At 72.6% G+C, this 23,431-nt stretch carries 18 protein-coding genes; 6 read left to right on the top strand and 12 right to left on the bottom strand.

Translation table 11 applies throughout. The features are described from left to right. Positions 1-19: 19 nt before the first annotated feature. From DMA15_RS12365 to DMA15_RS12320, 10 genes are all read right to left on the bottom strand, one after another. Positions 20-1,009 (bottom strand): glutamate ABC transporter substrate-binding protein, encoded by a 990-nt coding sequence (locus tag DMA15_RS12365; RefSeq protein WP_125512820.1) that lies wholly within the window; start codon positions 1,007-1,009, stop codon positions 20-22. A 32-nt stretch (positions 1,010-1,041) separates the two neighbouring features. Then, positions 1,042-2,577, bottom strand: coding sequence for a hypothetical protein (locus DMA15_RS12360; RefSeq protein WP_164551738.1), 1,536 nt, complete (start codon positions 2,575-2,577; stop codon positions 1,042-1,044). A gap of 251 nt (positions 2,578-2,828) precedes the next feature. Further along, a complete protein-coding gene (locus DMA15_RS12355; protein WP_125512819.1) occupies positions 2,829-3,824 on the bottom strand; it encodes a BadF/BadG/BcrA/BcrD ATPase family protein in 996 nt (331 codons plus the stop codon). Further along, entirely contained in the window at positions 3,815-5,080 is a 1,266-nt protein-coding gene (locus DMA15_RS12350) for a 6-phospho-beta-glucosidase (protein ID WP_125512818.1), read from the bottom strand. Before DMA15_RS12350 ends, DMA15_RS12355 begins: the two co-directional genes overlap by 10 nt. Before the next feature lie 8 nt (positions 5,081-5,088). Next, positions 5,089-5,994 (bottom strand): carbohydrate ABC transporter permease, encoded by a 906-nt coding sequence (locus DMA15_RS12345; protein ID WP_125512817.1) that lies wholly within the window; start codon positions 5,992-5,994, stop codon positions 5,089-5,091. Positions 5,995-6,000: 6 nt separating this feature from the next. Next, positions 6,001-6,936 (bottom strand): sugar ABC transporter permease, encoded by a 936-nt coding sequence (locus DMA15_RS12340; RefSeq protein ID WP_125512816.1) that lies wholly within the window; start codon positions 6,934-6,936, stop codon positions 6,001-6,003. An 11-nt stretch (positions 6,937-6,947) separates the two neighbouring features. Beyond that, positions 6,948-8,288 carry an ABC transporter substrate-binding protein gene (locus DMA15_RS12335; RefSeq protein ID WP_125512815.1) on the bottom strand — a complete coding sequence of 447 codons (1,341 nt, stop codon included), beginning with the start codon at positions 8,286-8,288 and terminating at the stop codon, positions 6,948-6,950. 58 nt (positions 8,289-8,346) lie between these two features. Next, positions 8,347-9,525: an ROK family transcriptional regulator gene (locus tag DMA15_RS12330; protein WP_125512814.1), complete on the bottom strand. Its 1,179-nt coding sequence runs from the start codon at positions 9,523-9,525 to the stop codon at positions 8,347-8,349. Positions 9,526-9,757: 232 nt separating this feature from the next. After that, complete coding sequence (locus DMA15_RS12325) at positions 9,758-11,341, bottom strand: MFS transporter (RefSeq protein WP_125512813.1); 1,584 nt, start codon at positions 11,339-11,341, stop codon at positions 9,758-9,760. A gap of 215 nt (positions 11,342-11,556) precedes the next feature. After that, positions 11,557-12,654 carry a mechanosensitive ion channel family protein gene (locus DMA15_RS12320; RefSeq protein WP_240659764.1) on the bottom strand — a complete coding sequence of 366 codons (1,098 nt, stop codon included), beginning with the start codon at positions 12,652-12,654 and terminating at the stop codon, positions 11,557-11,559. A 313-nt stretch (positions 12,655-12,967) separates the two neighbouring features. On the opposite strand from DMA15_RS12320, the gene DMA15_RS12315 reads away from it, so the two are divergent. Then, the gene (locus DMA15_RS12315) at positions 12,968-13,504 is read left to right on the top strand and encodes an HNH endonuclease (protein ID WP_125512811.1); all 537 of its coding nucleotides are present in this window, start codon (positions 12,968-12,970) and stop codon (positions 13,502-13,504) included. Positions 13,505-13,582: 78 nt separating this feature from the next. Here the strand turns inward: DMA15_RS12315 and DMA15_RS12310 are convergent, their stop codons facing one another. Further along, positions 13,583-16,711, bottom strand: coding sequence for a beta-N-acetylglucosaminidase domain-containing protein (locus tag DMA15_RS12310; RefSeq protein WP_125512810.1), 3,129 nt, complete (start codon positions 16,709-16,711; stop codon positions 13,583-13,585). Between the two features lie 443 nt (positions 16,712-17,154). On the opposite strand from DMA15_RS12310, the gene DMA15_RS12305 reads away from it, so the two are divergent. Genes DMA15_RS12305 through DMA15_RS12295 form a run of 3 tightly spaced genes read left to right on the top strand, consistent with a single transcriptional unit; the run spans position 17,155 to position 20,047 of the window. Next, the gene (locus DMA15_RS12305; RefSeq protein ID WP_125512809.1) at positions 17,155-17,463 is read left to right on the top strand and encodes a hypothetical protein; all 309 of its coding nucleotides are present in this window, start codon (positions 17,155-17,157) and stop codon (positions 17,461-17,463) included. Next, positions 17,463-19,787, top strand: a complete 2,325-nt coding sequence (malQ, locus tag DMA15_RS12300; RefSeq protein ID WP_125512808.1) for a 4-alpha-glucanotransferase — start codon at positions 17,463-17,465, stop codon at positions 19,785-19,787. Before DMA15_RS12305 ends, malQ begins: the two co-directional genes overlap by 1 nt. A 20-nt stretch (positions 19,788-19,807) precedes the next feature. After that, positions 19,808-20,047: a hypothetical protein gene (locus DMA15_RS12295; protein ID WP_030791007.1), complete on the top strand. Its 240-nt coding sequence runs from the start codon at positions 19,808-19,810 to the stop codon at positions 20,045-20,047. Between the two features lie 113 nt (positions 20,048-20,160). Here DMA15_RS12295 and DMA15_RS12290 read toward each other — a convergent pair whose 3' ends face one another. Next, positions 20,161-20,754 carry a TetR family transcriptional regulator gene (locus DMA15_RS12290; protein WP_125512807.1) on the bottom strand — a complete coding sequence of 198 codons (594 nt, stop codon included), beginning with the start codon at positions 20,752-20,754 and terminating at the stop codon, positions 20,161-20,163. Positions 20,755-20,853: 99 nt separating this feature from the next. On the opposite strand from DMA15_RS12290, the gene DMA15_RS12285 reads away from it, so the two are divergent. After that, positions 20,854-22,341 carry an FAD-dependent monooxygenase gene (locus DMA15_RS12285; protein ID WP_125512806.1) on the top strand — a complete coding sequence of 496 codons (1,488 nt, stop codon included), beginning with the start codon at positions 20,854-20,856 and terminating at the stop codon, positions 22,339-22,341. A 140-nt stretch (positions 22,342-22,481) separates the two neighbouring features. After that, entirely contained in the window at positions 22,482-23,411 is a 930-nt protein-coding gene (locus DMA15_RS12280; RefSeq protein WP_125512805.1) for a DMT family transporter, read from the top strand. Positions 23,412-23,431: the final 20 nt, after the last annotated feature.

The following is a 23,431-nucleotide window of genomic DNA, read 5'->3' as shown; positions in this document are numbered from 1 at the left end:
TTCAGTGGTATTAGGCCGGTCAGTCGCGGTACTCCGGCTCCGGCGGGCCAGGGACCTCGCCGAGGCCGCTCTTGAGCCACTTGTCGTACGACTTCCGCCAGCCGTCCTTCTTGTCCTCGCGGTAGTCGTCGAGGACCTTGTTGACCCGGCGGACCAGGTCGTCCGAGCCCTTCTTCATCGCCACGCCGTAGTGCTCCGTGGTGAACGGCTCCTCGCCCTTCAGCTCGACCGTCGGGTCCTGCGCGGCCTGGCTCGCGGCGAGCGCGCTGTCGGTCACCACGGCGTCCACCTCGCCGAGCTGGAGCCGCACGAGGCAGTCGAGCTGGTTGGGCACGGTGGTGGAGATGTCGGCGCCGAAGCTCTTCTTCTCCAGCTCCTCCAGGGCGATGGAGCCCGCCGCCGAGCAGACCTTCTTGCCCTTGAGTGAACCGTCGTAGCCCGTGATGTCGGACTTCTTCGGGGCGAGCACCTGCTGGCCCGTCTCGAAGTACCCGGTCGAGAAGTCGACGTCCTTCAGCCGCTCGCAGTTGACCGTCATGGTGCGTACGACCATGTCGACCTGGCCGCTCTTGATCGCCGGGATGCGCTGGTTGGTCGGTATGGCGCGGAAGACGATGGCGTCGCGGTCGCCGAAGATCTCCTCGGCGATCTCCCGCGCGAGGTCGATGTCGAAGCCTTCCAGTTCGCCGCCCGGCTTGTTCGGGTCGCGGTAGCCCCAGCGGTAGCTGTTCTGGTCGACGCCGACGATCAACTTCTTGACCTCGCGGTTCTTGATGGCGTCGATGGCCGGGCCGTCCTTGGCGGACGGGCGCGGGCTCCGGTCGTTGCAGTCGTCGGCGTCCGCCCGCGAGGGCGCGGCGACCGTGACGCCGGAGCCGTGGTCCTTCGCCCCGCCGGCGCCCTTGTGGGGCAGCGCCAGGACGAGCGTCCCCGCCAGGGCGCAGGCGAGCCCCATCGCGCCGACCCCGCCCCAGCCGCGCAGCCTGACCGTGCCACGTCGTGTACGCATCGTCTGCGCGCCCCCTTCCACCTCTGACCCCATCACCGGTACTCCGAAAGCCTGCGGCCGATGCCGAGCACGGCGCCCGCCGCGGCGAGGACCGCGAGCACGGCGGCGCCGACCGGCAGCCCGCTCATGGCGCCCCTGCCGTCCTCGGCGGCCCGCTGGAACTCGCGCTGTTCGTGCGCCAGGGCCCGGTCCAGGGCGGCGTCCACATTGTCGAAGCACTCGACGGTCGGCTTGACGCTCTTGTCGTCCTTGTCGCCGATGACCCTGTCGAGTGCCCCCTGATAGTCGCCCGAGTCGTCGCTGGAGCGGGCCGCCTTGTGGCGCTCCTGCCAGACGCCCACGTTCGCCACCGCCTGCTTGACCGGCCGCTCGCCGTCGGTGTCGTCGGCCAGGTCGACCGCCTTGCCGAGCAGCCCGCTGTCCGCGTCGCCGAGCCGCTTCATCAGCGCGCGGTAGGAGACGTCGAACTTGTCCTCGGCCTCGCCCTTCACCTCGGTGGTCTCCGCGCCGCGGCTGACCAGCGTCAGGTTCTCGTTGCCCCGGGCCTTCAGGGAGCTGATGCGGGCGTCGTTGAGGACGTTCAGGGAACGGACCCCGTCGTCGTACGACTCGTTGAGCCCCGAGCGGGCGAAGGTGTGGCCCGCGACGAGCCACAGCAGGACGACGGTCGTGGCGGCGGTCGCGGCGAGCAGGCCGGGGTTGAACACCCGGTTGGTGCGGCGGTAGTTGCGGCGCTGGGCCCAGGCGAGGGCGGCGAGCGCGAGGACGCCGAGGGCGATGGCGGCCCAGGGGTAGGGCTTGGCGTTGCCGTAGTCGGAGCCGAGCCGTTCGTTCTCCGCCTTGTAGAGCTTCTCGGCGGCCGGGAGCATCTGCGTCTGCATCTTGTCGTTGGCGTAGCGCAGATAGGCGCCGCCGAGCGGCAGGCCCTGGCGGTTGTTCGCACGGGCGCGCTCGATCAGCCCGGTGTACTGGGGCAGCAGCTTGTTCAGCTTGCCGACGGCGGCGGCCGACGAGGAGTCCGAGCCCGCGTTCGACGCCGCCGTGGCGAGCTTCTGCGAGGCCCGCTCGATGTCGCGTTCGTAGCGGTGGCGGACGGCCGCGGGCTCCTGGCCGCCCGCCAGGAAGCCGCTGGACGCCGCGGTGTTGGCGTCCGCGAGCGAGCGGTAGATGGCCGCGGCGTCGGCGCTCAGCGGCTGGCTGCGGTGGAGCACGTCGTCCGCGGCGGCCGAACGGGCCGTCATCTGCCAGGTGGTGACCGCGCCGAACGCGACGACGAGCAGGGCGAGGACGGCGCCGATGATCCGCAGCCTGCCCGGCTCGGTGGTCGCGGCGGCGCGCAGCCGGTCGGTGCCCTCGGCCCAGGCGGTGCGGCGCGGGGCGGCGGGCGTCCCGGGGGGCTGCCGCACGGCGGGCGGGGCGCCCGGGGCCTGCGGTGGGACGGTGGGCATCGTCGGCGCGGCCTGCCCCGGGGCGTGCCCGGGCGGGCCGGGTGGGCCCGGTGGGCCCGGCGGCGCGGCGCTGCCGTTCGGCGGATATGTCACCTGGGCCTCGACCTCCCCCTCGGTCATCGGACGGTCACCTGGTCGTCGGACGGTCACCTCCGCCCGACGCGCGTCGCGGCGCGGGACGAAGTACACACGGCCGCAAGTATTGCGCCAGGGACTGACATCCGCACAGGTCTTGTCTCGATCTTGCGCGGATCCCTCTTCTTGAACACGAGATTGACGGCCCTTCGGTTCCCGCCCGCTCGCCCGCGCGCACAGCGCGTGCGCGGCACGGGCGGGGCGACACCGGCGGGGGCCGCACGAGCGGGGGCGCGTCAGCGCGGGTGCGCGCCGCCCTCGTAATGCGCCCGCACGCGCGCGTGCACCGCGGCGGGGGCGCCCACCTGGTCGAGGCCGAGCAGTGCCGCGCCGAGGACGGGGCGGGCGGTGACCACCAGGGGTTCCGCCTTGGGGGCCCGCTCGGCGAGCAACAGGCGGATACGGTCGTCCAGTTGGGGGTGCCGGGCGGCGAGGACGCTGCCGCCGAGCACGACCGGGACCTCCTCGCCGAGCAGGCCGAGACGGTCCAGGGCCACGGTCGACATGGCGACGACCTCGTCCGCCATCCGGTCCACCAGGGCGCGCGCCACCGCGTCCCCCGCGGCGGCGGTGGCGAAGAGCACCGGCGTCAACTCGTGCCGCCGGGCCAGGGTGACGCGCCCCAGGTGCAGGGCCTCGATCAGCGCGTACATGGACGCCAGGCCGAAGTGCGCCGGAAGCGTCTCGCGCAGCGCGGTCGGCTCGCCCCGGCCGTCCTCGGCCCGCGCCGCGTGCCACAGCGCCTCCTCGGCGAGGCCGCCGCCCCCGCCCCAGTCGCCGGAGATCCGGCCGATCGCCGGGAAGCGGGCGGTACGGCCGTCCGGCACCATGCCCACGCAGTTGATGCCCGCCCCGCACACCACGGCCACGCCCCGCGGCTCCGCGTCCTCCAGGAGCCCGGCGCGCAGCACGGCGAAGGTGTCGTTGCGCACCTCGACGGAAGCGCCCCAGCCGCGCCGCCGCAGCGCTTGCGCCAACTGCCGTTCCTCCACCGGCAGATCGGCGTTGGCCAGGCACGCCGACACATGGCCCACGGAGTCGGCGCCCGCCTCGGCGAGCGCCCGCGTCACCGCGTCCGCGAGCACGTCCACCGCCGGTTCGACGCCGACCCTGGGCGGCTGGAATCCGCCGCCGCGGGCCGCGCCGACGATCCGCCCGCCGTCGGCGACCACCGCGACGTCGGTCTTGCTGTTGCCCGCGTCGATCGCGAGCACGCTCGTGCCTACGCCCACGCCAGGTGCTCCCGGTTGTGCGCGATGAGGCGCTCGGTGAGCGCTTCGGCGTGCGCGTACTGGCCGACCAGGGGGTGGGCGAGCAGCGCCTTGAAGACGCGGTCGCGGCCGCCGTGCAGGGCCGCCTCCAGCGCCAGGTCCTCGTAGGCGGTGACGTGCGCGATCAGCCCGGAGAACAGCGGGTCGAGGGCGGGCACGGACAGCGGCTTGGCGCCCGAGCCGTCCACGGTGGCCTGCACCTCGATGACCGCGTCGTCGGGGAGGAACGGCAGCGTGCCGTTGTTGACGGTGTTGACCACCTGGTAGGGGCTCCCGCCGTTGCCGAGCAGGGAGGCGGCCAGGTCCACGGCCGCCTCCGAGTAGAAGGCGCCGCCGCGCCTGGCGAGCAGCTCCGGCTTCTCGTCGAGCGCCGGGTCGCCGTACATCTCCAGCAACTCCCGCTCCATCGCGGCCACTTCGGCGGCGCGTGAGGGCTTGGTCCGCAGCTCGTCGACGACCGCGTCGTGCTGGTAGTAGTAGCGCAGGTAGTACGAGGGGACGACGCCGAGCCGGTCGACGATCTCGCGGGGCATGTGCAGGTCCTCGGCGACGGCGTCCCCGTGCCGCTCCAGAAGCCGGGGCAGCACGTCGGCGCCGCCCGGGCCCCCGAGGCGTACGCCCGTCTCCCACGTCAGGTGGTTGAGCCCCACGTGGTCGAGGTGCACCTCGCCGGGCGCGACGTCGAGCAGCTTCGCGAACTTGCGCTGGAAGCCGATCGCCACGTTGCACAGCCCGACGGCCTTGTGCCCGGCCTGGAGCAGCGCCCGCGTGACGATGCCGACCGGGTTGGTGAAGTCGATGATCCAGGCGTCCGGGTTGGTGCGCCGTACGCGCTCGGCGATGTCCAGGACGACCGGGACCGTGCGCAGCGCCTTCGCGAGGCCGCCCGCGCCGGTCGTCTCCTGGCCGACGCAACCGCACTCCAGCGGCCATGTCTCGTCCTGCTGCCGGGCCGCCTGCCCGCCGACGCGCAGTTGCAGCAGGACCGCGTCGGCGTCCGCGACGCCCGCGTCCACGTCGGAGGTGGTGACGACGCGGCCCGGGTGGCCCTGCTTGGCGAAGATGCGCCGCGCGAGGCCGCCCACCAGCTCCAGGCGGTCGGCGGCCGGGTCGACGAGGACCAGCTCCTCGATCGGCAGGGCGTCCCTCAACCGGGCGAACCCGTCGATGAGTTCGGGTGTGTAGGTCGACCCTCCGCCGACCACTGCGAGCTTCATTGCGTGTCTCAGCCCTTTACTCCGGTGAGGGTGACGCCTTCGACGAAGGCCTTCTGTGCGAAGAAGAAGACGAGGATGACCGGCGCCATCACGAGCAGCGTCGCGGCCATCGTCAGGTTCCAGTTGACGCTGTGGGCGCTCTTGAACGATTCGAGCCCATAGCTCAGTGTCCAGGCTCCGGGGTTCTGGGCGGCGTAGATCTGCGGCCCGAAGTAGTCGTTCCAGCAGTAGAAGAACTGGAAGAGCGCGATGGCGGCGATGCCCGGCTTCGCCATCGGCACGACGATCTTGACGAGCGTACGGAACTCGCCGCAGCCGTCGACCTTCGCCGACTCGATGTACTCCTTCGGGATGGTCAGCAGGAACTGCCGCAGGAGGAAGATCGAGTACGCGTCGCCGAACGCCATCGGGATGATCAGCGGCCACAGTGTGCCCGAAAGATGCAGCTGCTGGGCCCAGACCAGGTACATCGGGACCACGATGACCTGCGGCGGCAGCATCATCGTCGAGATGACGAGGAGCATCGCGGTGCGCCGCCCGCGGAAGCGGAACTTGGCGAGCGCGTACGCCACAGGGACCGCCGAGCAGACCGTGAGGAGCGTGCCGAGGCCGGCGTAGAGCAGGGAGTTGCGCCACCACTCCAGGAAGCCCGGCGTGTCGAACACCGTCTTGTAGTTCGACCAGTTCCAGGAGTCGGGCCACAGCTCGCCGCTCATCGCCTGCTCGTCGCTCATCACCGACGTCAGGAAGACGAAGACGAACGGCAGGATGAACAGGAGTGCGATCGCGAGAGCCACGCTGTGTACGGCGATCCAGTGCAGGATCCGCTTGCGGCGGGCGCGGGCGGCGGCGGGGCCCCGGAGCGGGGCGGTGCGTTCGGGTGCCGTCGGCACGCCGAGAGTCGTGGTCGTCATGAGTCCTCAGTCCTCCGCCGAGAGCAGCCCGGAGCGCTTGCGCATCAGGAGCGTCGTCACGGCCATGGCGATGGCGAAGAGCACGAGCGAGAGCACGCACGCGGCGCCGGTGTTGAAGTTCTGGAAGCCCATCGAGTAGACGAGCTGGGGGACCGTGAGGGTCGAGTGCTCCGGATAGCCGGGCTGAATCACCGAACCCGGGCCGATGCTGACCCCGGAGGCGACCTTCCCCGCGACCAGGGCCTGCGTGTAGTACTGCATGGTCTGTACGACGCCCGTGACCACCGCGAACATCACGATCGGCGTGATCGAGGGCCAGGTGACGTAGCGGAACTTGGCCCACGCCCCGGCGCCGTCCAGCTCCGCGGCCTCGTACTGCTCCTTCGGCACGTCGAGCAGCGCGGCCATGAAGATCACCATCAGGTCGCCGATGCCCCACACGGAGAGCAGCACCAGCGAGGGCTTGGCGGTGTCCGGGTCGTTGAACCAGTTGGGCCCGGAGATCCCGATCGCGCCGAGGAGTTCGTTGACCGGGCCCGTGCCCGGGTTGAGCAGGAAGACGAAGGCGACGGTGGCGGCGACCGGCGGGGCGAGGTAGGGCAGGTAGAAGGCGGTGCGGAAGAACCCGGCGCCCGTCTTGATCTTCGTGATGAGCAGCCCGAGCGAGAGCCCGAAGACCACCCGCACCGCCACCATGATCACGACCAGCCACAGGGTGTTCCACAGGGCGGGCCCGAAGAGCGGCATCTGGTCGAACACGTACGTCCAGTTCCTGAGCCCCACGAACGTGGGCGCCTTGATCTGGTTGTAGTGCATGAACGAGAAGTAGACGGTCGCTATCAGCGGGTACGCGAAGAAGACGCTGAAGCCGACGAGCCAGGGGGAGAGGAATCCGAGCGTGCGGAGCCTGCGGCGCGCGGGACTGGAGAGGGAGAGTGCCATGGCTCGGGTCCTCAGCTCTTCGACTGGAGGGTGTCGGAGTCGATCTGCTCGTCGAGCCTCTTCAGGCCCTCGCGCAGATCGCGGACGCGCCCGGCCTCGACGGAGTACGCGAAGTCGGCCAGCGAGACGACGTAGGCGCCGCCGTTCGTGGAGGGCGGCAGGGCCTTGCTGTGCTTGCTCTCCAGGATCTTGAAGAAGGTGCGGAACCTCGGATCGGCGTCCAGGCGCGGGGAGTCGAGGGCCGCGTAGGTGGAGGGCACGTTGTGGATGTCGTTGGCGAAGTCCACGACCTGGTTGGTGTGGGTGGTCAGGAACTTCACCAGCTCCCAGGCGGCGTTCTGGTGCCTGCTGCTGTGCGCGATCCCGGCGACCGTGCCGGTGATGAAGCCGCGTCCGTAGGTGTCCGCCTGGTCGTCGGGGACGGGCAGCGGCGCGACCCCCCAGTCGAACTTGACCTTGGCGTCCTTGAGCATGAGCCCGCGCCACTCGCCGTCCAGGTGCATGGCGAGCTTGCCCGTGAGGAAGGCGTTCTGGTTGGACATCTCGTCACCGAAGGTGAGCCGGAACCGCTCCAGGTCGTCGAAACCGCCCTGGACGTCGGCGAGTTGGCGTGAGGTCTTCAGGAAGTCATACGTCGCCGGCTCCTCGGCGAGCCGCGACGTGCCGTCGGCGCTGAAGTACCGGGGACCCCACTGCGCGAAGAGCCGGTCCGGACTTCCCTGGTAGAGGCGGAAGTTGGGCATGTAGCCGACCCGCTCGTACGAGTCCTTGCCGCTGCGCACGGTCAGCTTCTGGGCCGCCCGCTTGAACTCGGACATCGTGCGCGGCGGGCGCTTGATGCCCGCTTCCTTGAAGGCGTCCTTGTTGTAGTACATGCCGAAGGCGTCGGCGAGGAGGGGGAGGGCGCACTGGTTGCCCTTGTAGCTGGTGTAGTCCAGGAGGGTCTTCGGGAAGACCTTCTTCTTGTCCACGCCCGTCTTCTTCATGAACGGGTCGAGGTCCACCCACATCCCCGAGTCGCAGTACTGCCCCACGTTGTTGGTGGTGAAGGACGACACCACGTCCGGGGCCTTGTCGCCGCCCGCGCGCAGGGCCTGGTTGATGGTGGCGTCCGTGACGTTCCCGGTCGACTCCACCTCGATGTTCGGGTGGAGTTCCTCGAAGCGCTCGATGCTGGCGTTGACGGCCGCGACCTCGCCGGGCGCCGCCCAGCCGTGCCAGAACTTCAGCGTGACCGGCTCGGTCGGGTCGTCGTTCGCGCTGCCGACGCTCGGGTTGGCGCAGCCGGAGAGCAACAGACCGGCTGCGGCGAGCGCCGCGGACGCGCAGGTGGGCATGCGCCATCGCGGCATGGCGGACTTCCTTTACGGGGAGGGGAGTTGGGGTGGCTGCGGGCGGGGGGCGCCGGGCTCAGGCCGTGTCGAAGACCTGGTCGCGGGCCTGGGTGAGGGCCGAGCGGAGGGCGCCGGTGAGGATCGGGTCGCCGTCGAGTTCGCTGATGCGGATCTGGGGGCGGGGCAGCGCGAGCCCGGTCAGCTCCTCCTCGACGTGGACGCGCAGCTTGTCGCCGCCCGCCTGGGCCACCGCGCCGGAGAGCACCACGAGTTCGGGGTCCACCACGGCGACGACCGCGGCGATGCCGGTGGCGATGCGGCGGGCGACCTCTTCGAGGACGGCGTCGTCGGCGAGGGCGTCGGCCAGTGTCGCGCCGGGGCCCGCGAGGCCGCGGACGACCGCGGCGGCGACCAGGCTCTCGAACCCGCCGTCGCCCTCGGCCCCGTGCGGGTCCGCCGCCCCGCTCCTGGCCAGCGGGGCGCCCGGCAGCGGCATGTAGCCGATCTCGCCCGCGCCTCCCGTGGCGCCGCGCAGCAGCGTGCCGCCGAGCACGATGGCGGCGCCCACTCCCTCGTCGAGCCAGGTCAGGACGTAGTTGTCGTGGTCCTGGGCGGCGCCTTCGTACTGCTCGGCGACGGCGGCCAGATTGACGTCGTTCTCGATGGCGACCGGTGTGCCGAGCACCGCCGCGAGGTCGTCGCGCAGGGTGCGGGAGTGCCAGCCCGGCAGGTGCGGGGCGTACCGCAGCTGGCCGGTCTGCGGGTCGATGGCGCCGGGGGTGCCGATCACCGCGGCCCGCAGGTCGTCGTGGCCGAGGCCCGCCTGGCGCAGGGCCCCGTCGACGGCCTCCGCGACCAGCTGGGCGGTGCGGTGGCGGACGTCCTCGGCGACGGCTTCGGCCTCCACGCGCTGTCTGCCGAGGACGGTGCCGGTGATGTCGGCGACGAGCGCGGTGATGCCGGTGGGGTCGGCGGAGAGCGCGGCGACGTGTCCGGCGCCCGGGTCGATCTCGTACAGCAGGGCGTTCGGTCCCGGCCGCCCGCTGAGGCTGCCGGTGGTGTGGACGAGCCCGGCGGCTTCGAGACGCCCGAGGAGCTGGGAGGTGGTGGGCTTGGACAGGCCGGTCAGCTCGCCGATCCGGGTACGGGTCAGCGGCCCGTGGACGACCAGGAGGTCAAGCACGGCGCGGTCGTTCATGGCCCGCAGGACGCGTGGCGTACCCGGGGTCCCGGGGGTGCTCCCTGCTGCTGCCATGCCGGCACCTGCCCTTCAGCGGCCGCCGACTGCCTGCGGCGCGTAACTGTTAGGAAACTTTCCAATTCGTGAGGACCGTAAGGCTGGCGTGAATGGGCCGTCAATAGCGGACGCCCCCGCGGCAACCAAGTCGTTACCTGCGGGGGCGGTGCGTTGCGCGGGGTGCGTCCCGGGGCGCCTCGGGTCGGGGGACGGCCGGGTCGGGGGACGGCCGGGTCAGGAGGCGCCCGGGTCAGGAGGCGGCTGCCCCCTCGGCCGGGGCCTGCTCCCGCACCGGCGGCTCACCCGGCCGCCCGGCGGGCCTCCCGGTCGAACGCAGGGCGAACACCAGCACGGCCGCTCCGAGGAGTGCGACGCACATCATCCAGACCGCGCCGACGTGCATGGCGTGGAGGAAGGAGTCGTCGGCCGCGTGCGCGAGGGCGGGCCGGTGGGTCGCGGCGGCGACGTGCCGGGCCTGTTCGGCGGAGACCCGCGCCTGCTCCCGTACGGGTCCCGGCGCGCCGCTCAGCGAGGGCTCGATCGCGCGCTGGTAGACGATCGACATGATCGTGCCGCCGACCGCGATGCCGATCACGCTGCCGGTCTGCCGCACGGTGTTGGTGACGGCCGACCCGGCACCGGCCCGGTCCAGCGGCAGGGAGCTGATCAGCGCCGCGCTCACCGGGCCGATCACCATGCCGATGGCGAGGCCCTGGACGAACACCAGGATCTCGATCCAGGTCAGCGGGGTGTGCGGGCCGAGGAGGCCGTACGCGCCCATGGTCAGCGCCGCGACGGTGAGCGCGGGCGCGGTGACGAGGAGCAGGGACCAGCGCCGTACGAGCCGCGCGCCGACGGTCGCTCCCAGGGTGGCGCCGACCGCGGTCGGGATACTGGCAAGGCCCGCCTCCATCGGCGAGTAGCCGCGCGCGCCCTGCATGTAGAAGGCGTGGTAGAAGGTGACGGCGGTCATGGCGAAGAGGAGCAGGCCGAGCGCCGCGTTGCCGCCGCCGAAGGCGCGCTGCGCGAGCAGCCGGGGGTCGAAGCTGGGGGCCTTGACGCGCAGTTCGACGAGGACGAAGGCGGTCAGCAGGACCACGCCGAGGGCGATCGGCGCCCAGACGTCCGTGCGCCCCCAGGCGGCGACCTGGCCCGCCCGGATGAGGCCGTAGGCCAGTGCGGCGAGCCCGCTGATCGACAGCAGCATTCCGGCCGGGTCGAGCGGGCGCCGGGTGGGGCTGCGGAAATTCGGGACGAGCAGCGCGATGCCGGCCAGTGCCAGCACCACGACGGGGACATTGATCAGAAAGACCGAGCCCCACCAGAAATGGTCGAGAAGCAGCCCCGCGAGTACGGGGCCCGCGGCCATTCCGACACCGGCGGATGTCGAGGAAATGGCGATCGCGGTGGTCCGCGCGGGCCCGCTGAAGGTCCACATGAGAATGGCGAGATTGGCGGGCATGATCAGTGCGCTGCCGACGCCCATCGCGGCCCGGGCGGCGACGAGCTGGCCCGCGTCGCCCGCGTAGGCGGCCCACATCGAGGACGCGCCGAAGACGACAAGACCCGTGACGAGCACGGTCCGGTGCCCGAAGCGGTCACCGAGCGCGCCCGCGGTGAACATCAGGGTGGCGAAGGCCAGGGTGTAGGAGCCGGTGGCCCATTGCAGCTCGGCCGGGCCGGCGTTCAGCCCGCGGACCGGATCGGCGAGGGTCTCCAGGGTCGTGCTCAGGACGGTGTTGTCCAGCCAGATCAGCAGCGAGCAGATCATGAGAACGGTGAGAATCAACTGCTGCCTGAACTTCGGCGCAGTGGGGTCGGGGGAAGCGGCCATGAATGCCCTCGGAATCGCTCGGCGAAAACCTGACGCGACGGGACCGTAAGCATTTATCAAACCCCTGTCAATTCCCCTTGGGAGGACAGAAAAAGGCCCCTTTCGCAAGGGGCCCGGGGCATGGATTTACCCCTCTGTCAATTTCCCTTTCAGTGAGTTTCCGGGGCACACATTTCGCGGGGGGACTACTTTCGCGGGGGGGGGACTACTTCTGACTACTTCGAGAGGTGCGGCGGCTGCGCGGGCGGTGTGATCGGGGCCGTCGCCAGGGACTGGGGGGACGTCGTCGAGGCGTAGGCGGAAGGGGCCGCGACGCCCGCCGCGGGGTCGGCCGACGCGTCCTCCGCGGGCTGCGGCGCCAGGCCGCCCACGATGCGGATGCCCGCCTCGTCGAACGCCCGCTTGATGCGCCACCGCAGCTCCCGCTCGACGCCCAGCGACTTGCCCGGCATCGTCTTCGCCGAGACGCGGACCACCATGGAGTCGAGCAGCACGCTGTCCAGGCCCAGGATCTCCACCGGGCCCCACAGCCGCTCGTTCCACGGCTCGTCCTTGGCCATGGCCTCGCCGACCTCCGCCAGCGTCGCCCTGACCTTCTCCAGGTCCTCGTCCGGGCGGACCGTCACGTCGACGCCCGCCGTGGACCAGCCCTGCGAGAGGTTGCCGATCCGCTTGACCTCGCCGTTGCGGACGTACCAGATCTCGCCGTTCTCCCCGCGCAGCTTGGTGACGCGCAGGCCGACCTCGATCACCTCGCCGGACGCGACCCCCGCGTCGATCGTGTCCCCCACGCCGTACTGGTCCTCCAGGATCATGAAGACGCCGGAGAGGAAGTCCGTGACGAGGTTGCGGGCGCCGAAACCGATCGCCACGCCCGCCACACCGGCCGAGGCCAGCAGCGGGGCCAGGTTGATCTCGAAGGCACCGAGGATCATCAGGGCCGCGGTGCCCAGGATCAGGAAGGACGCCACCGAGCGGAGCACGGAACCTATCGCCTGCGAGCGCTGGCGGCGGCGCTCCACGTTCACCAGGAGCCCGCCGAGCGCCGTGCCGTCCACGGCGTTCGCCGTGCGGTTCATGCGGTCTATGAGCTTGGTGATGGCACGCCGGACCAGGATGCGCAGCACGATCGCGATCGCGACGATCAGCACGATGCGCAGACCGATGCCGAGCCACGTGGACCAGTTCTGCTCGACCCAGCTCGCCGCGTTCGTGGCGCTCTCCTGGGCGTCCTCGAACGTGGGCGGCTTCGGCGTCGGCGTCGGCGTGGGGTCCGGGTCCGTTCCGGCTTCCGACAGGACGGACAAGAGCACGGCAGGTACCTCCAGGTATCGCGGCCCGCCCGGCGGACGAGATGTCGTGAGAGGTCATCGACGGGGGTACGGGGGGCCGGGCAGACACACCACACTAACGGGGCATTGTGTGTGGATCGTTGTCATGTTCGAGGGAGAGACGGTGCTCACCTGGGCAAGAAGGAAATGACGTGCCGGTGCGTCGCCGCTGTGGTCGAAAACACTTCGAGCCCGTTACCGGCACATGGTGGCGCTACGACCAGGCATGAGGGGAGACTGACAGCCAGATCGTCCCGGCGCGAGCCACGCGCCGCCGGCGTACAAGGAGGCATCCGTGCCGCATGTCCTGGTCCTCAACGCGTCGTACGAGCCGCTCGGCGTCGTACCGCTCCGACGCGCGCTCGTCCTCGTACTGGAGAACAAGGCTCTCTGCCTCGAGGAATCCGGCGCCTTCATGCACAGCGAGAAGCGCACCGTCCCCGCACCCAGCGTGGTCCGCCTGAAGCGGTTCGTCCGGGTCCCTTACCGGGGGCCCGTTCCGCTCACCAGACGGGCGCTGTTCGCCCGTGACGGCGGCCGGTGCATGTACTGCGGTGGCGTCGCAACCAGCGTCGACCACGTCATTCCCAAGAGCCGGGGCGGCCGGCACGCCTGGGACAACGTGGTGGCGTCCTGCCGCCGCTGCAACCACGTCAAGGCCGACCGGCACCTCATGGAGCTGGGCTGGAGGCTGCGGCACAAGCCCGCGCCGCCCTCCGGCCTCGCGTGGCGCATCATCGGGACCGGACATAGGGATCCGCGCTGGCTGCCCTACCTGCAGCCGTTCGGCGCGGACGACGCGATGGCCCGGATCGATGGCATTTCCGCCTAGCAATCGATCCGGGCCTCTGTTGTACGTGGGTGTACGTGCGTACGAACGTCTCGTACGCGCGGTCGTACGCGGTCGCCGCTACTCCTCGGCGACCGCGTAGGCCTGGACCGACCAGAGCGAGTAGCCGAACCGCGTCGCCCGCTCGTCGCCCTGGACGCGGAGGTAACGCGTCCCACGCGCGTCCATCCGGATGGCCTCGCGGCCGCCCCTGCCGTCCTTGACGGTCGCCGCCGTGCGCCAGGTCCTGCCGTCGGCGGACGTCTGCACGCGGTACCCGGCGGCGTACGCGTCCTGCCAGCGCAGCACGACCTGACCCAGCCTGACCGGCTCGGCCAGCTCCACCTGCCACCACGCGCCGTCCTCCGCGGGCGAGGACCAGCGGGTCGACGGATCGCCGTCGATGGCGGCCGACGCCGGGAAGTCCTTGGTCTCGTCGCCCGACGACGAGGCCTTCGCGCCGCGCGCCAGATCCGGGCCCGCCGTGCGCGGGAAGGCGCGGACCGACACCGTGCGGGTCTCGCCGCCGAAGGTGACCGGGATCTCGTACGTTCCCGACCGGGTGCCCGCCGGAACGGTGATGTCGACCGGCACCTCGACCTCCGTGCCGCGCGGCAGCGTGCTCGCATCGGGCACCCGCACCTCGATGCCCTCGGGAGCCTTGGCCTCAAGGCTGCCGCGGACACTGCCCGGGCGCAGGGAGCGCAGCTTCGCCGTGACCCGCCGGGGGCCGCCGCCGATCTCCGCGTCGGTCTCGGTGCGGGCCAGCGAGAGGCGGGCGGCGGGGGAGTCGGCGTACCAGGGCACGAGGTGGCGGAGCGTGCCGCCGGTGAGGGCGACGCGGACGGCGTCGGCGCGGATGCCCTTGGCGGTGCCGCTGCCTTTGCCGGTGCCGCTGCCCTTGCCGGTGCCCTCGCGCTCCGTGTCCGTGAGGTCGGCCTTCGTCAGGTCGATCTCCGTGAAGCCGCTCTCCGAGAGCGCGCCGACGCGCTGCCAGCCCTTGCCCGGCACACGCACCTCGACGCTGCCCTTGCCGCCGGGGTCGGTCAGCGCCGTCACCGCGCTCAGCGTGCGGTCGCGGCCGAAGCGGGCCGTCGTGCGGTCCGACGCCCGCTCGGTGTCGGTCCCCGCCCAGGTCGCGTACGCCTTCTGCGCCCGGGTGAGGAACGGGTCGAGGACGCCTTCGCCGACGGTGACGGCGCTCGCCCTCAGCTCCTCGCGGAGCCTCGTCAGCGCGCGCGAGGCCCGCCAGGCGGCGGCACCGTCACCCAGCGACTGGGCGCGCAGCATGTCGACGGCCGTCTCCCCGGCCTCGCCGTACAGCGCCAGCTTCTCGATCCAGGGCCGCACCTCGCCGTCGAGCGCGCTGCCGGAGAGCCGCCGCGGCGCCTCGCGCATCACGCCGAAGGCCGCGCGCAGCCGCTCCGCCGCGCCGTCGATCCGCGCCCGGTCCGTCGTCGTGCGCGCCCGCCAGAAGTCGCGCATCCGAGGCCGCAGATACGCCGACTCCTCGGCCCCGAGCACGGACGACGCGTCGTTGCCCGCCAGCGCCCGCAGCGCGCCCCGCGCCTGCGTGTCGCCGCCCGCGAGATCGTCGATCGCGGCGAGCCAGGACTCGTGGGGGCGGTAGGCGCGGGGGTTCCAGGCGTAGTCCGCGGCCGTGAAGAGCGGGATGCGGGAGGCGGCGGGCTGCTCCATGGCGTTGCCGAGGAGGGCGGCGGAGCCGGTGGCGACGGCGGGCTGGCGGCCGGTGTAGGGGCCGAGGAAGATGCGGTCCTGCGCGAAGTCGTTGACGGGGTAGTTGTCCATCGTGACCAGCGGGTGCGGACCGAACGCCTCGCGGACGCCCGCCAGTTCGCGCCCGGTGATGGTCTTGGGGACCACGCCCACGCCCGTCCAGGCCACCTCGATGCGGGGGTCCAGGTCGGCGGAGAGGGCCGCGCGGTACGCGGTCGTGCCGTCCTGGAAGTACTCGGTCGGCATCAGCGAGAGCGGCTTCGCGTCCCGGTGGCGCGCGGCGAGGTGCGCGGCCACGGCGTTCGCCACCTTGGCCTGCGCCTTCGCGGCGGCCTTCGGGCCCCTGCCGAACGCCTCGGCGTCCCGCTCGCAGTGCCACTCGCTGTAACTGACGTCCTGGAACTGCAACTGGAAGGCGCGCACGCCCAGCGCCCACATCGCGTCGATCTTGCGGTTGAGGTCCCTGATGTCCTTGTCGGAGGACATGCACATGGCCTGACCGGGGGAGACGGCCCAGGCGAGCGTGATGTGGTTGGCCTTCGCGCGGGCGGCCAGGGCGCGGAAGTCGGCGCGCTGGTCCGCCGGGTAGGGCTCGCGCCAGCGGGCCTGGCGGTAGAGGTCGTCGCCGGGGGCGTAGAGGTACCGGTTCTGCTTGGTGCGGCCCATGAAGTCCAGCTGCGCCAGGCGCTGTTCGCGGGTCCAGGGGGTGCCGTAGAAGCCCTCGGTCAGGCCGCGGACGGCGGTGCCGGGCCAGTCGCGGACGAGTACGCCGGGGAGGGTGCGGGGCGCTTTTGTGTGGCCCGGCGCACGGGCCTCGCCTGTCTCCCGGGCGCCGCTCGTCCCGCCTGCCTCACCCGTCCGAGTGAGCTGCCGCAGGGTCTGGACGCCGTGGAAGAGGCCGTCCGGCCCGGCTCCCGCGAGGGCGACGCTGTCCCGCCCGTCGACGCGGCCGACGGCCAGCCGGTAGCCGCCCGAGGGGAGGTCGCCGTGGTCGCGGGCGCCGAGCGCGCGCAGGGCCCGGTCCGCGCCGGGGCCGCCGGCCCGGACGACCAGGGCGCTCCCGGTGGGCCCGGCGGGCAGCGGGTCGCCGTCGCGCACCTCGATGACGCGGCGGGCACCGGCGTCACGCAGCACGGCGCGGAGGGCGTCCAGGGCGTACGTATCGAAGTCGCCGTCCCCGGCGCTCGCGCCGCCGCCTTCACGTGCGGTCACCAGGACGACGTCGTCTCCTACGGTGACGGGGTTCCCGGCGGCCTCCATCAGCTGGGGGCGCGGCCAGACGGACGGCAGCGCGGAGCCGGTCCTGCGCGCCGTGTCGCCGTCGGCGTCCGCGCCCACATCCGGGGACGTGGCCGGAACGCCGGGCCTGCCGGGCGCACCCGGGGCCGCGAGAGCGCCGGGCGCACCGCCGAGCGTGCCCGCGATGACGGCGACGGCGATGGCGACCGCGCCCTTCCTGCGCCGCAACTGCACGCCGCCCTCTCCTTGTTCTCCGGGGTCCCGGGGCCTCCGGGGTCCCTGGCGTCACCCTGATGTCACCTATGGCAGTGAGCCCACCACTGAGGTGGCGGGGGTGTCAACGGGAGTGAGGGGTTTCCGCTCGGCTGCGGGTCGGTCGTGGCTGGGCGCGCAGTTCCCCGCGCTTCTTGCGGGGCGCTCAGCTGCGGGTCGGGTGTGGTTGCTCGCGCAGTTCCCCGCGCCCCTTCGGGGCGCTGGGGTGGCCCGGGGTGGCGGACATCTTCCCGGCGGGACGGGGGGCGGAGCCGGATCTTCCGGGCGGGTGGGGGACCCAGGAGAACAACTCCGGCCCGGGCGAAACAATTGTGACCAGGGTCACCTTGGGGCAGCCTGGAGGTCTGCGGCCCCGCGCAGTGGGTAGGGCTGCCGTGACCTGCCCCCTGAAAAGGAGCCCCCACGTGGCCGCTTCCGCGAACCTTCTGCTCTCCGCCCTCTCCAAACAGGTCCCCGCCCTCGCCGAGGAGGCGCCCGTGCTCTCCGCGCGGGTCCCCGCCCCCGGATACCTCTCGGAGCAGGTCTCGAGCCCCGATTCCGGCCTCGACGGCTCCTGCTCCTGCGGCTGCCTGGAGCCGCCCCTGACCAGCGAGCCCCCGCTCTCCGACGCCGCGCCGCTCACCAGCGAGCCGCCCCTCGCCGACGCCGCCCCGCTCACCAGCGAGCCCACCTCCGCCGGTATGGCATCGGGCCTGGACTCCATGGGGGTCTGATGGCCCTTTCCCGGCTGGCCGCCTCGTACGGCGTCGCCACCTCTTACTCCCCGTCGCCGGGGCGCACCCTCCCGGCCTCCGGCACCGCGGTCGTCGCGGCCCTCGCCGCGCTGGGCGTCGACGCGAGCACCCCCGAGGCGATCAGCGCCGCCCTCGCCGCGCGCGAGGCCCACCTCGCCGAGCGTCTGCTCCCCCCGACCGTGGTCGCCTGGACGGACACCCCCCTCCCCGCCGCGCCACCTCTCGCGGGCCTGCCGCGGGGGACGTGGGTGCGGGTGGAGCTGGAGGGGGGCGGGCTGATCGAGTGGAGAACGCACTCGTCCGGCAAGGAAATGCCGACCGCCTCAGAACCCCCTACCGAGCCGCTCCTGTCGCAGGCCACCCCCCAGCCCCCTACAGAGCCGCCCCTATCGCGGGGTGAACGGGTGGGTGGGTGGGAGACCCCGCCGCGGAGCGGCGGAACGACCGAGCGGCAAGCGGCCCCGCCGCCGGACGCAGGGCCAGGGGAGACCGAGCCGCAACCCCGGGCGGAGCCCCCCGCCGGCGTCCACAAGGTCCTCGTCCGCAGCCCCGAGGGCAAAACCGCAGAGGCCCACCTCATCGCCGCCCCCCGCCGGATCAAGACCCCGGCGCGCCGCGCTCACGGGTTCCTGGTCCAGCTCTACTCCCTCCTCTCCCGCCGCTCCTGGGGCATGGGCGACCTCGGCGACCTCGCCGAGCTGGCCGCCTGGTCCGGGCACGTCCTGGACGCCGGGTTCGTCCAGGTCAACCCCTTGCACGCCGCCGTGCCCAGCCCGCCTGACGGCCCCGGCGGCGACCCGTCCCCGTACCGCCCCTCCTCACGCCGCTTCCCCGACCCCGTACATCTGCGCATCGAGGCCGTCCCGGAGTTCGCCCATCTGACGGGCGCGGCCCGCGACCGGGTCGACGCCCTGCGCCGCGAGGCCGACCGGCTGCGCGAAGGGGTGCTCGGCGGGGGCGAGTTGATCGACCGCGACGCCGTCTGGGCCCTGAAGCGCGAGGCCCTCGAACTGCTCCACGAGGTCCCCCTCGGCCCCGGCCGCACCGCCGCCTACAGCGCCTTCCTCGCCGAACAGGGCCGCGCCCTGGAGGACCACGCCACCTGGTACGCCCTCGCCGAGACCTACGGCCCCGACTGGCACTCCTGGCCCGCCCCCCTGCGCGACCCCGCCTCACCCGCGACCGCCCGCGCCCGGCGCGAGCTGATGGACCGCGTCGACTTCCACTGCCGCCTCGCCTGGCTCACCGACACCCAACTGGCCACCGCCCAGCGCACCGCACGCGAGGCGGGCATGGAGATCGGCCTGGTCCACGACCTCGCGGTCGGCGTGCACCCCGGCGGCGCCGACGCATGGGCCCAGCGGGACCACTTCGCGCCGCGCATGACCGTCGGCGCCCCGCCGGACGCGTTCAACGCGCGCGGCCAGGACTGGGGCCTGCCGCCCTGGCGCCCGGACCGCCTCGCCGAGTCCGGCTACGCCCCCTACCGCGCCCTCGTCCGCGGCCTGCTCCGGCACGCGGGCGCCCTGCGCATCGACCACGTCATGGGGCTGTTCCGCCTCTGGTGGGTCCCGGAGGGCAGCGACCCCACCGACGGGACGTACGTCCACTACGACGCCGAGGCCATGCTCGCCGTCCTCGCCCTCGAAGCGGACCGCGCGGACGCCCTCGTCATCGGCGAGGACCTCGGCACCGTGGAGCCCGGCGTGCGCGAGTCGCTGCGCGAGCACGGCGTGCTCGGCACCTCGGTGCTCTGGTTCGAGCGGGACTGGGCGGGCACCGGCCGCCCGCTGCCCGCCGAGGCCTGGCGCGCGGACTGCGTGGCCACCGCCACCACGCACGACCTGCCCTCGACCGCCGCCCGCCTCACCGGCGAGCACGTCCAGCTCCGCCACGACCTCGGCCTGTTGACCCGCCCCCTGGCCGAGGAGCAGTCCGAGGCCGCCGCCGACGTGCGCGAGTGGCTCGGCCTGCTCTCGCGGCTCGGCATGCTGCCCGGCGGCATGGGCTGCGAGGAGGACGAGATCCGCGCCCTGCACCGCTTCCTGCTCGCCACGCCCGCCCGCATGCTCGGCATCTGGCTGCCGGACGCGGTCGGCGACCGCCGCCCGCAGAACCTGCCAGGCACCTGGGACCAGTACCCGAACTGGCGCCTGCCCGTCGCCGACGCCACCGGACGCCCCGTCACCCTGGAGGACCTCGCCGCCTCCCCGCGCCTGCACGCGCTCATGGCGGTCTTCCGGCAATCCGCGCTCAAGGACGACACGGCCCGTACGGCACCCCCGGACGCGCACCCCGTTTAGGAGTTCGCTACGTTTGCACCGTGGACAAGAAGAACGCTCTGCGCGCCGGCGCCCTGGCCTCCGGCACGACGCTGATGATGCTGCTCATGTCGTCCCCCGCCCTCGCGCTCACCCGCGACGACGGCGACGACCCGGGTCCGGGCCTGAGTGTCATCGACACGCTCGGCCTCTATGTCGCCGCGCCCATCGTGCTGTTCCTGGTGATCGCGGGCCTCGTGATGGTCGGCGACAAGTCCCGCAAGCAGCAGAAGCAGGGCTGACGCCACCGTCCGTCGACTCCTTCCGAGGGCTCGGTCCGGTCACGTAGGTACGTGCGTATGCGTGCGTACACCTGTGTGACTGAACCGGGCCCTCGGCATGCGCTCGGCAGGCTTTACGGCCGCTCGGCCGTCAGATAGCGCTGGAGGGTCGGCGCCAGCCAGGCCGTGATCTCCTCCCTCGTCAGCGCGGCGGACGGCGGGAACCGCAGCACGTACCGCGTCAGCGCGAGGCCGAGCAGCTGCGCGGCGCAGAGCGCGGCCCGCGCGGGCGCCGCGTCCGGATCGGGGCAGACCTCCCGCGCGACCGGCAGCAACTGCTCGGCGAAGATCTTCCGCATGCGCTCGGCGCCCGCCTGGTTGGTGATGCCCACGCGGAGCAGCGCGGTGAGCACGCCCGCGTCCTCCCACAGGTCCAGGAAGTGCCCCACGAGGACCTGCCCCACCTCCTCGCGCGGCACCCGAGTGAAGTCCGGCATCCGCAGATCCGCCGAGGTGGCGGCCGCGAAAAGGCCTTCCTTGCTGCCGTAGTAGCGCATGACCATCGACGGGTCGATCTCCGCGTCCTTGGCGATGGCGCGGATCGTGGCGCGCTCGTACCCGTCGGCGGCGAACCGCTCGCGGGCCGCCGCGAGGATCCCGGCGCGGGTGGCGTCGGAGCGGCGGGGCGGTGCCTCGGGCTCGGCAGGTGTGGGGGCTCTCTCGGTCATGCCAACAAACGTAGGCCAACAAGTGTTGACAGTCCATAGCGGCGGCTCTACGTTGGCCAACAAGCGTTGACCAACAGGTGTTGGCATCAGGAGGCGGCCATGAACGGTACGACCACCGAGTACGACGGCATCAACGAGCACGAGCAGGAGCACGGGAGCGGAGGCGCGCGCGGCGTCGTGGTCGTGGGCGCCGGGCCGACCGGGCTGCTGCTCGCCGGGGACCTCGCCGCCGCGGGCGTCCCCGTCACCCTCGTCGAGAAGCGGGCGCACGGCATCAGCAACCTCTCCCGCGCGATGGTCGTGCACGCCCGCACCCTGGAGCAGCTCGACGCCCGGGGCCTCGCGGACGAGCTGGAGGCCAAGGGGGAGCCGCTGGACAGGCTCCGCCTCTTCGACCGCCTCTCGCTGGACCTCGCGCACCTCCCCTCCCGCTTCCGTCATGTGCTCGTCCTGCCGCAGTACGAGGTCGAGCGGTCCCTGGCGCGGCGCGCGACCGAGGCGGGGGTGCGTTTCGCGTACGAGACCGAGGTCGCGGGGCTCACCCAGGACGCGGAGGGCGTGACACTCGAAGTGCGGGGCCCCGGTGGCGAGCCGGGCACGCTGCGCGCCGCGTACGTCGTCGGCGCGGACGGCCTGCGCAGCGGTGTGCGCGAGGCGGTCGGGCTGCCCTTCCCCGGCAGGTCCGTCATCCGCTCGCTCGTCCTCGCCGACGTCAGGCTCGCCGAGAAGCCCCCGGGCCTGCTCACCGTCAACGCGGCCGGTGACGCCTTCGCCTTCATCGCGCCCTTCGCCGACGGCTACTACCGCGTCATCGGCTGGAACCGCACGCGCGACGTCCCCGACAGCGACCCGCTCGCCCTCGACGAGGTCAAGGACATCGTCCGGCAGGCGCTCGGCCGCGACTTCGGGATGCACGACGCCCGCTGGATGTCCCGCTTCCACAGCGACGAACGGCAGGTGCCCGCGTACCGCGTGGGCCGTGTCTTCCTCGCCGGGGACGCCGCGCACGTCCACTCCCCGGCGGGCGGCCAGGGCATGAACACGGGCCTCCAGGACGCCGCGAATCTGAGCTGGAAGCTGGTCGCCGCGGTCAACGGCCGTGCCCCGGAAGGCCTGTTGGACACCTATCACGCCGAGCGGCACCCGGTCGGCAAGGCGGTCCTGCGCAGCAGCGGCGGGCTCGTCAGGCTCGCGATGGCCAAGCGGCCGTGGACGCGCGGGGCGCGGGCCGCGTTCGCCGCGGTCGTCAGGGAGGTCCCGGCCGTGCGCGCCAAGGCGGTCGGCCAGATCACCGGCATCGGCTTCGCCTACCGGGCCCCGCGGGGCGCCCACCGGCTCGTCGGGCGGCGGGTGCCCGACCTCGCACTGGCGGAGGGCCGCCTCTACGAGGTGCTGCGGGCGGGCGGGTTCGTCCTCGTCGTGCCGCGTGGCGTGCGGCCCGCGGCGGGGCGGGCGGTGGTCGCGCACTGGTCGAGCGACCGGCGTACGACGGTGCTGGTCAGGCCCGACGGGTACGTGGCGTGGGCCGCGGAGGAGGCGGACGCGGACGAGGTGCGGGCCACCCTGGAGCGTTCAGCTCAGCTTTAAATTAAAGCCGAAAAGATTCGATGGACGTGATGAGTGAGGGGGTGCGACGGTTGTCCCGCACACGACAGGACAGCGATCCCCCGCGGAGCCGGGGTGAGACCCCCCCCGCGGAGCCGGGGGAGAGAGAAAAGGGATACCCCGTGGCACTCCTCGACCGGACCCCCGCCCGTACCGCACCGGCCGCGCACCCGGCAGCCCGCCCCCTCGGCGCCGGGCTCGCCCTCGCGGTCCTCGCCACGGTCGTCTGGTCGGGCAGCTTCGTCACCTCCCGCGCCCTGCACGACACCGTGCCGCCCGTCCAGCACGCCTTCTGGCGGTGGGTCATCGCGATCGCCGCGGTGGCGCCGTTCGCCGCCCGTGAGACCTGGCGGCAGCGGAGACTGCTCCGCGCGCACCCGCGCTTCCTGCTCCTCGCCGCCCTGTTGGGCGTCACCGTCTACAACACCCTGGTCAACCAGGCCGGCCTGACGACCACCGCGGGCAACATGGGCATGATCATGGCCGCCTCGCCCGTCCTCATGGCCCTCTACGAACGGGCCGGCGGCGCCCGGCTCGGCGCGCGCCGCGTGACCGGCATGCTCGTCGCCTGCGCCGGGGTGCTGCTCCTCGTCAGCAAGGGCTCCCTCGCCATGGACTTCGCCGTGGGCGACCTGTGGGTGATCGCGGCCGCGCTCTCCTTCGGCTCCTACAGCGCGCTCCTCAGGCGCAAGCCCGCGGAGATCGGCGGACTGCCGTTCCTCTTCTCGACGTTCGTGCTCGGCGCGCTGATGCTGCTGCCGGTCTTCGCGGTCAGCTACGCGGTGCAGGGCGGCTTCGAGCCGACACCCGGCACGGTCTCCCCGCTCCTGTACGTGGGCGTGGTCTCGTCGGCGGTCGCCTTCTTCGCCTGGAACAAGGCCGTCTCGATCATCGGCGCCGCCCGCGCCGGGATCGTCTACTACCTCCAGCCGGTCTGCGTGGCCCTGCTCTCCTTCGCGCTGCTCGGCGAGGCGATGGGGTGGCTCCAGGTGCTGTGCATGGGCCTGATCCTCGGCGGGGTCGTGCTGGGCGGCGCGGGCCGCGCGAGGTAGGGGTGCGGACCGGTCGGTAC

This window comes from Streptomyces sp. WAC 01529, from assembly GCF_003945545.1.
In the GTDB taxonomy this organism is placed as follows: domain Bacteria; phylum Actinomycetota; class Actinomycetes; order Streptomycetales; family Streptomycetaceae; genus Streptomyces; species Streptomyces anatolicus.
Note: the sequence above shows the minus strand (reverse complement) of the source record. Positions and strands in the feature narration are given on the sequence as shown.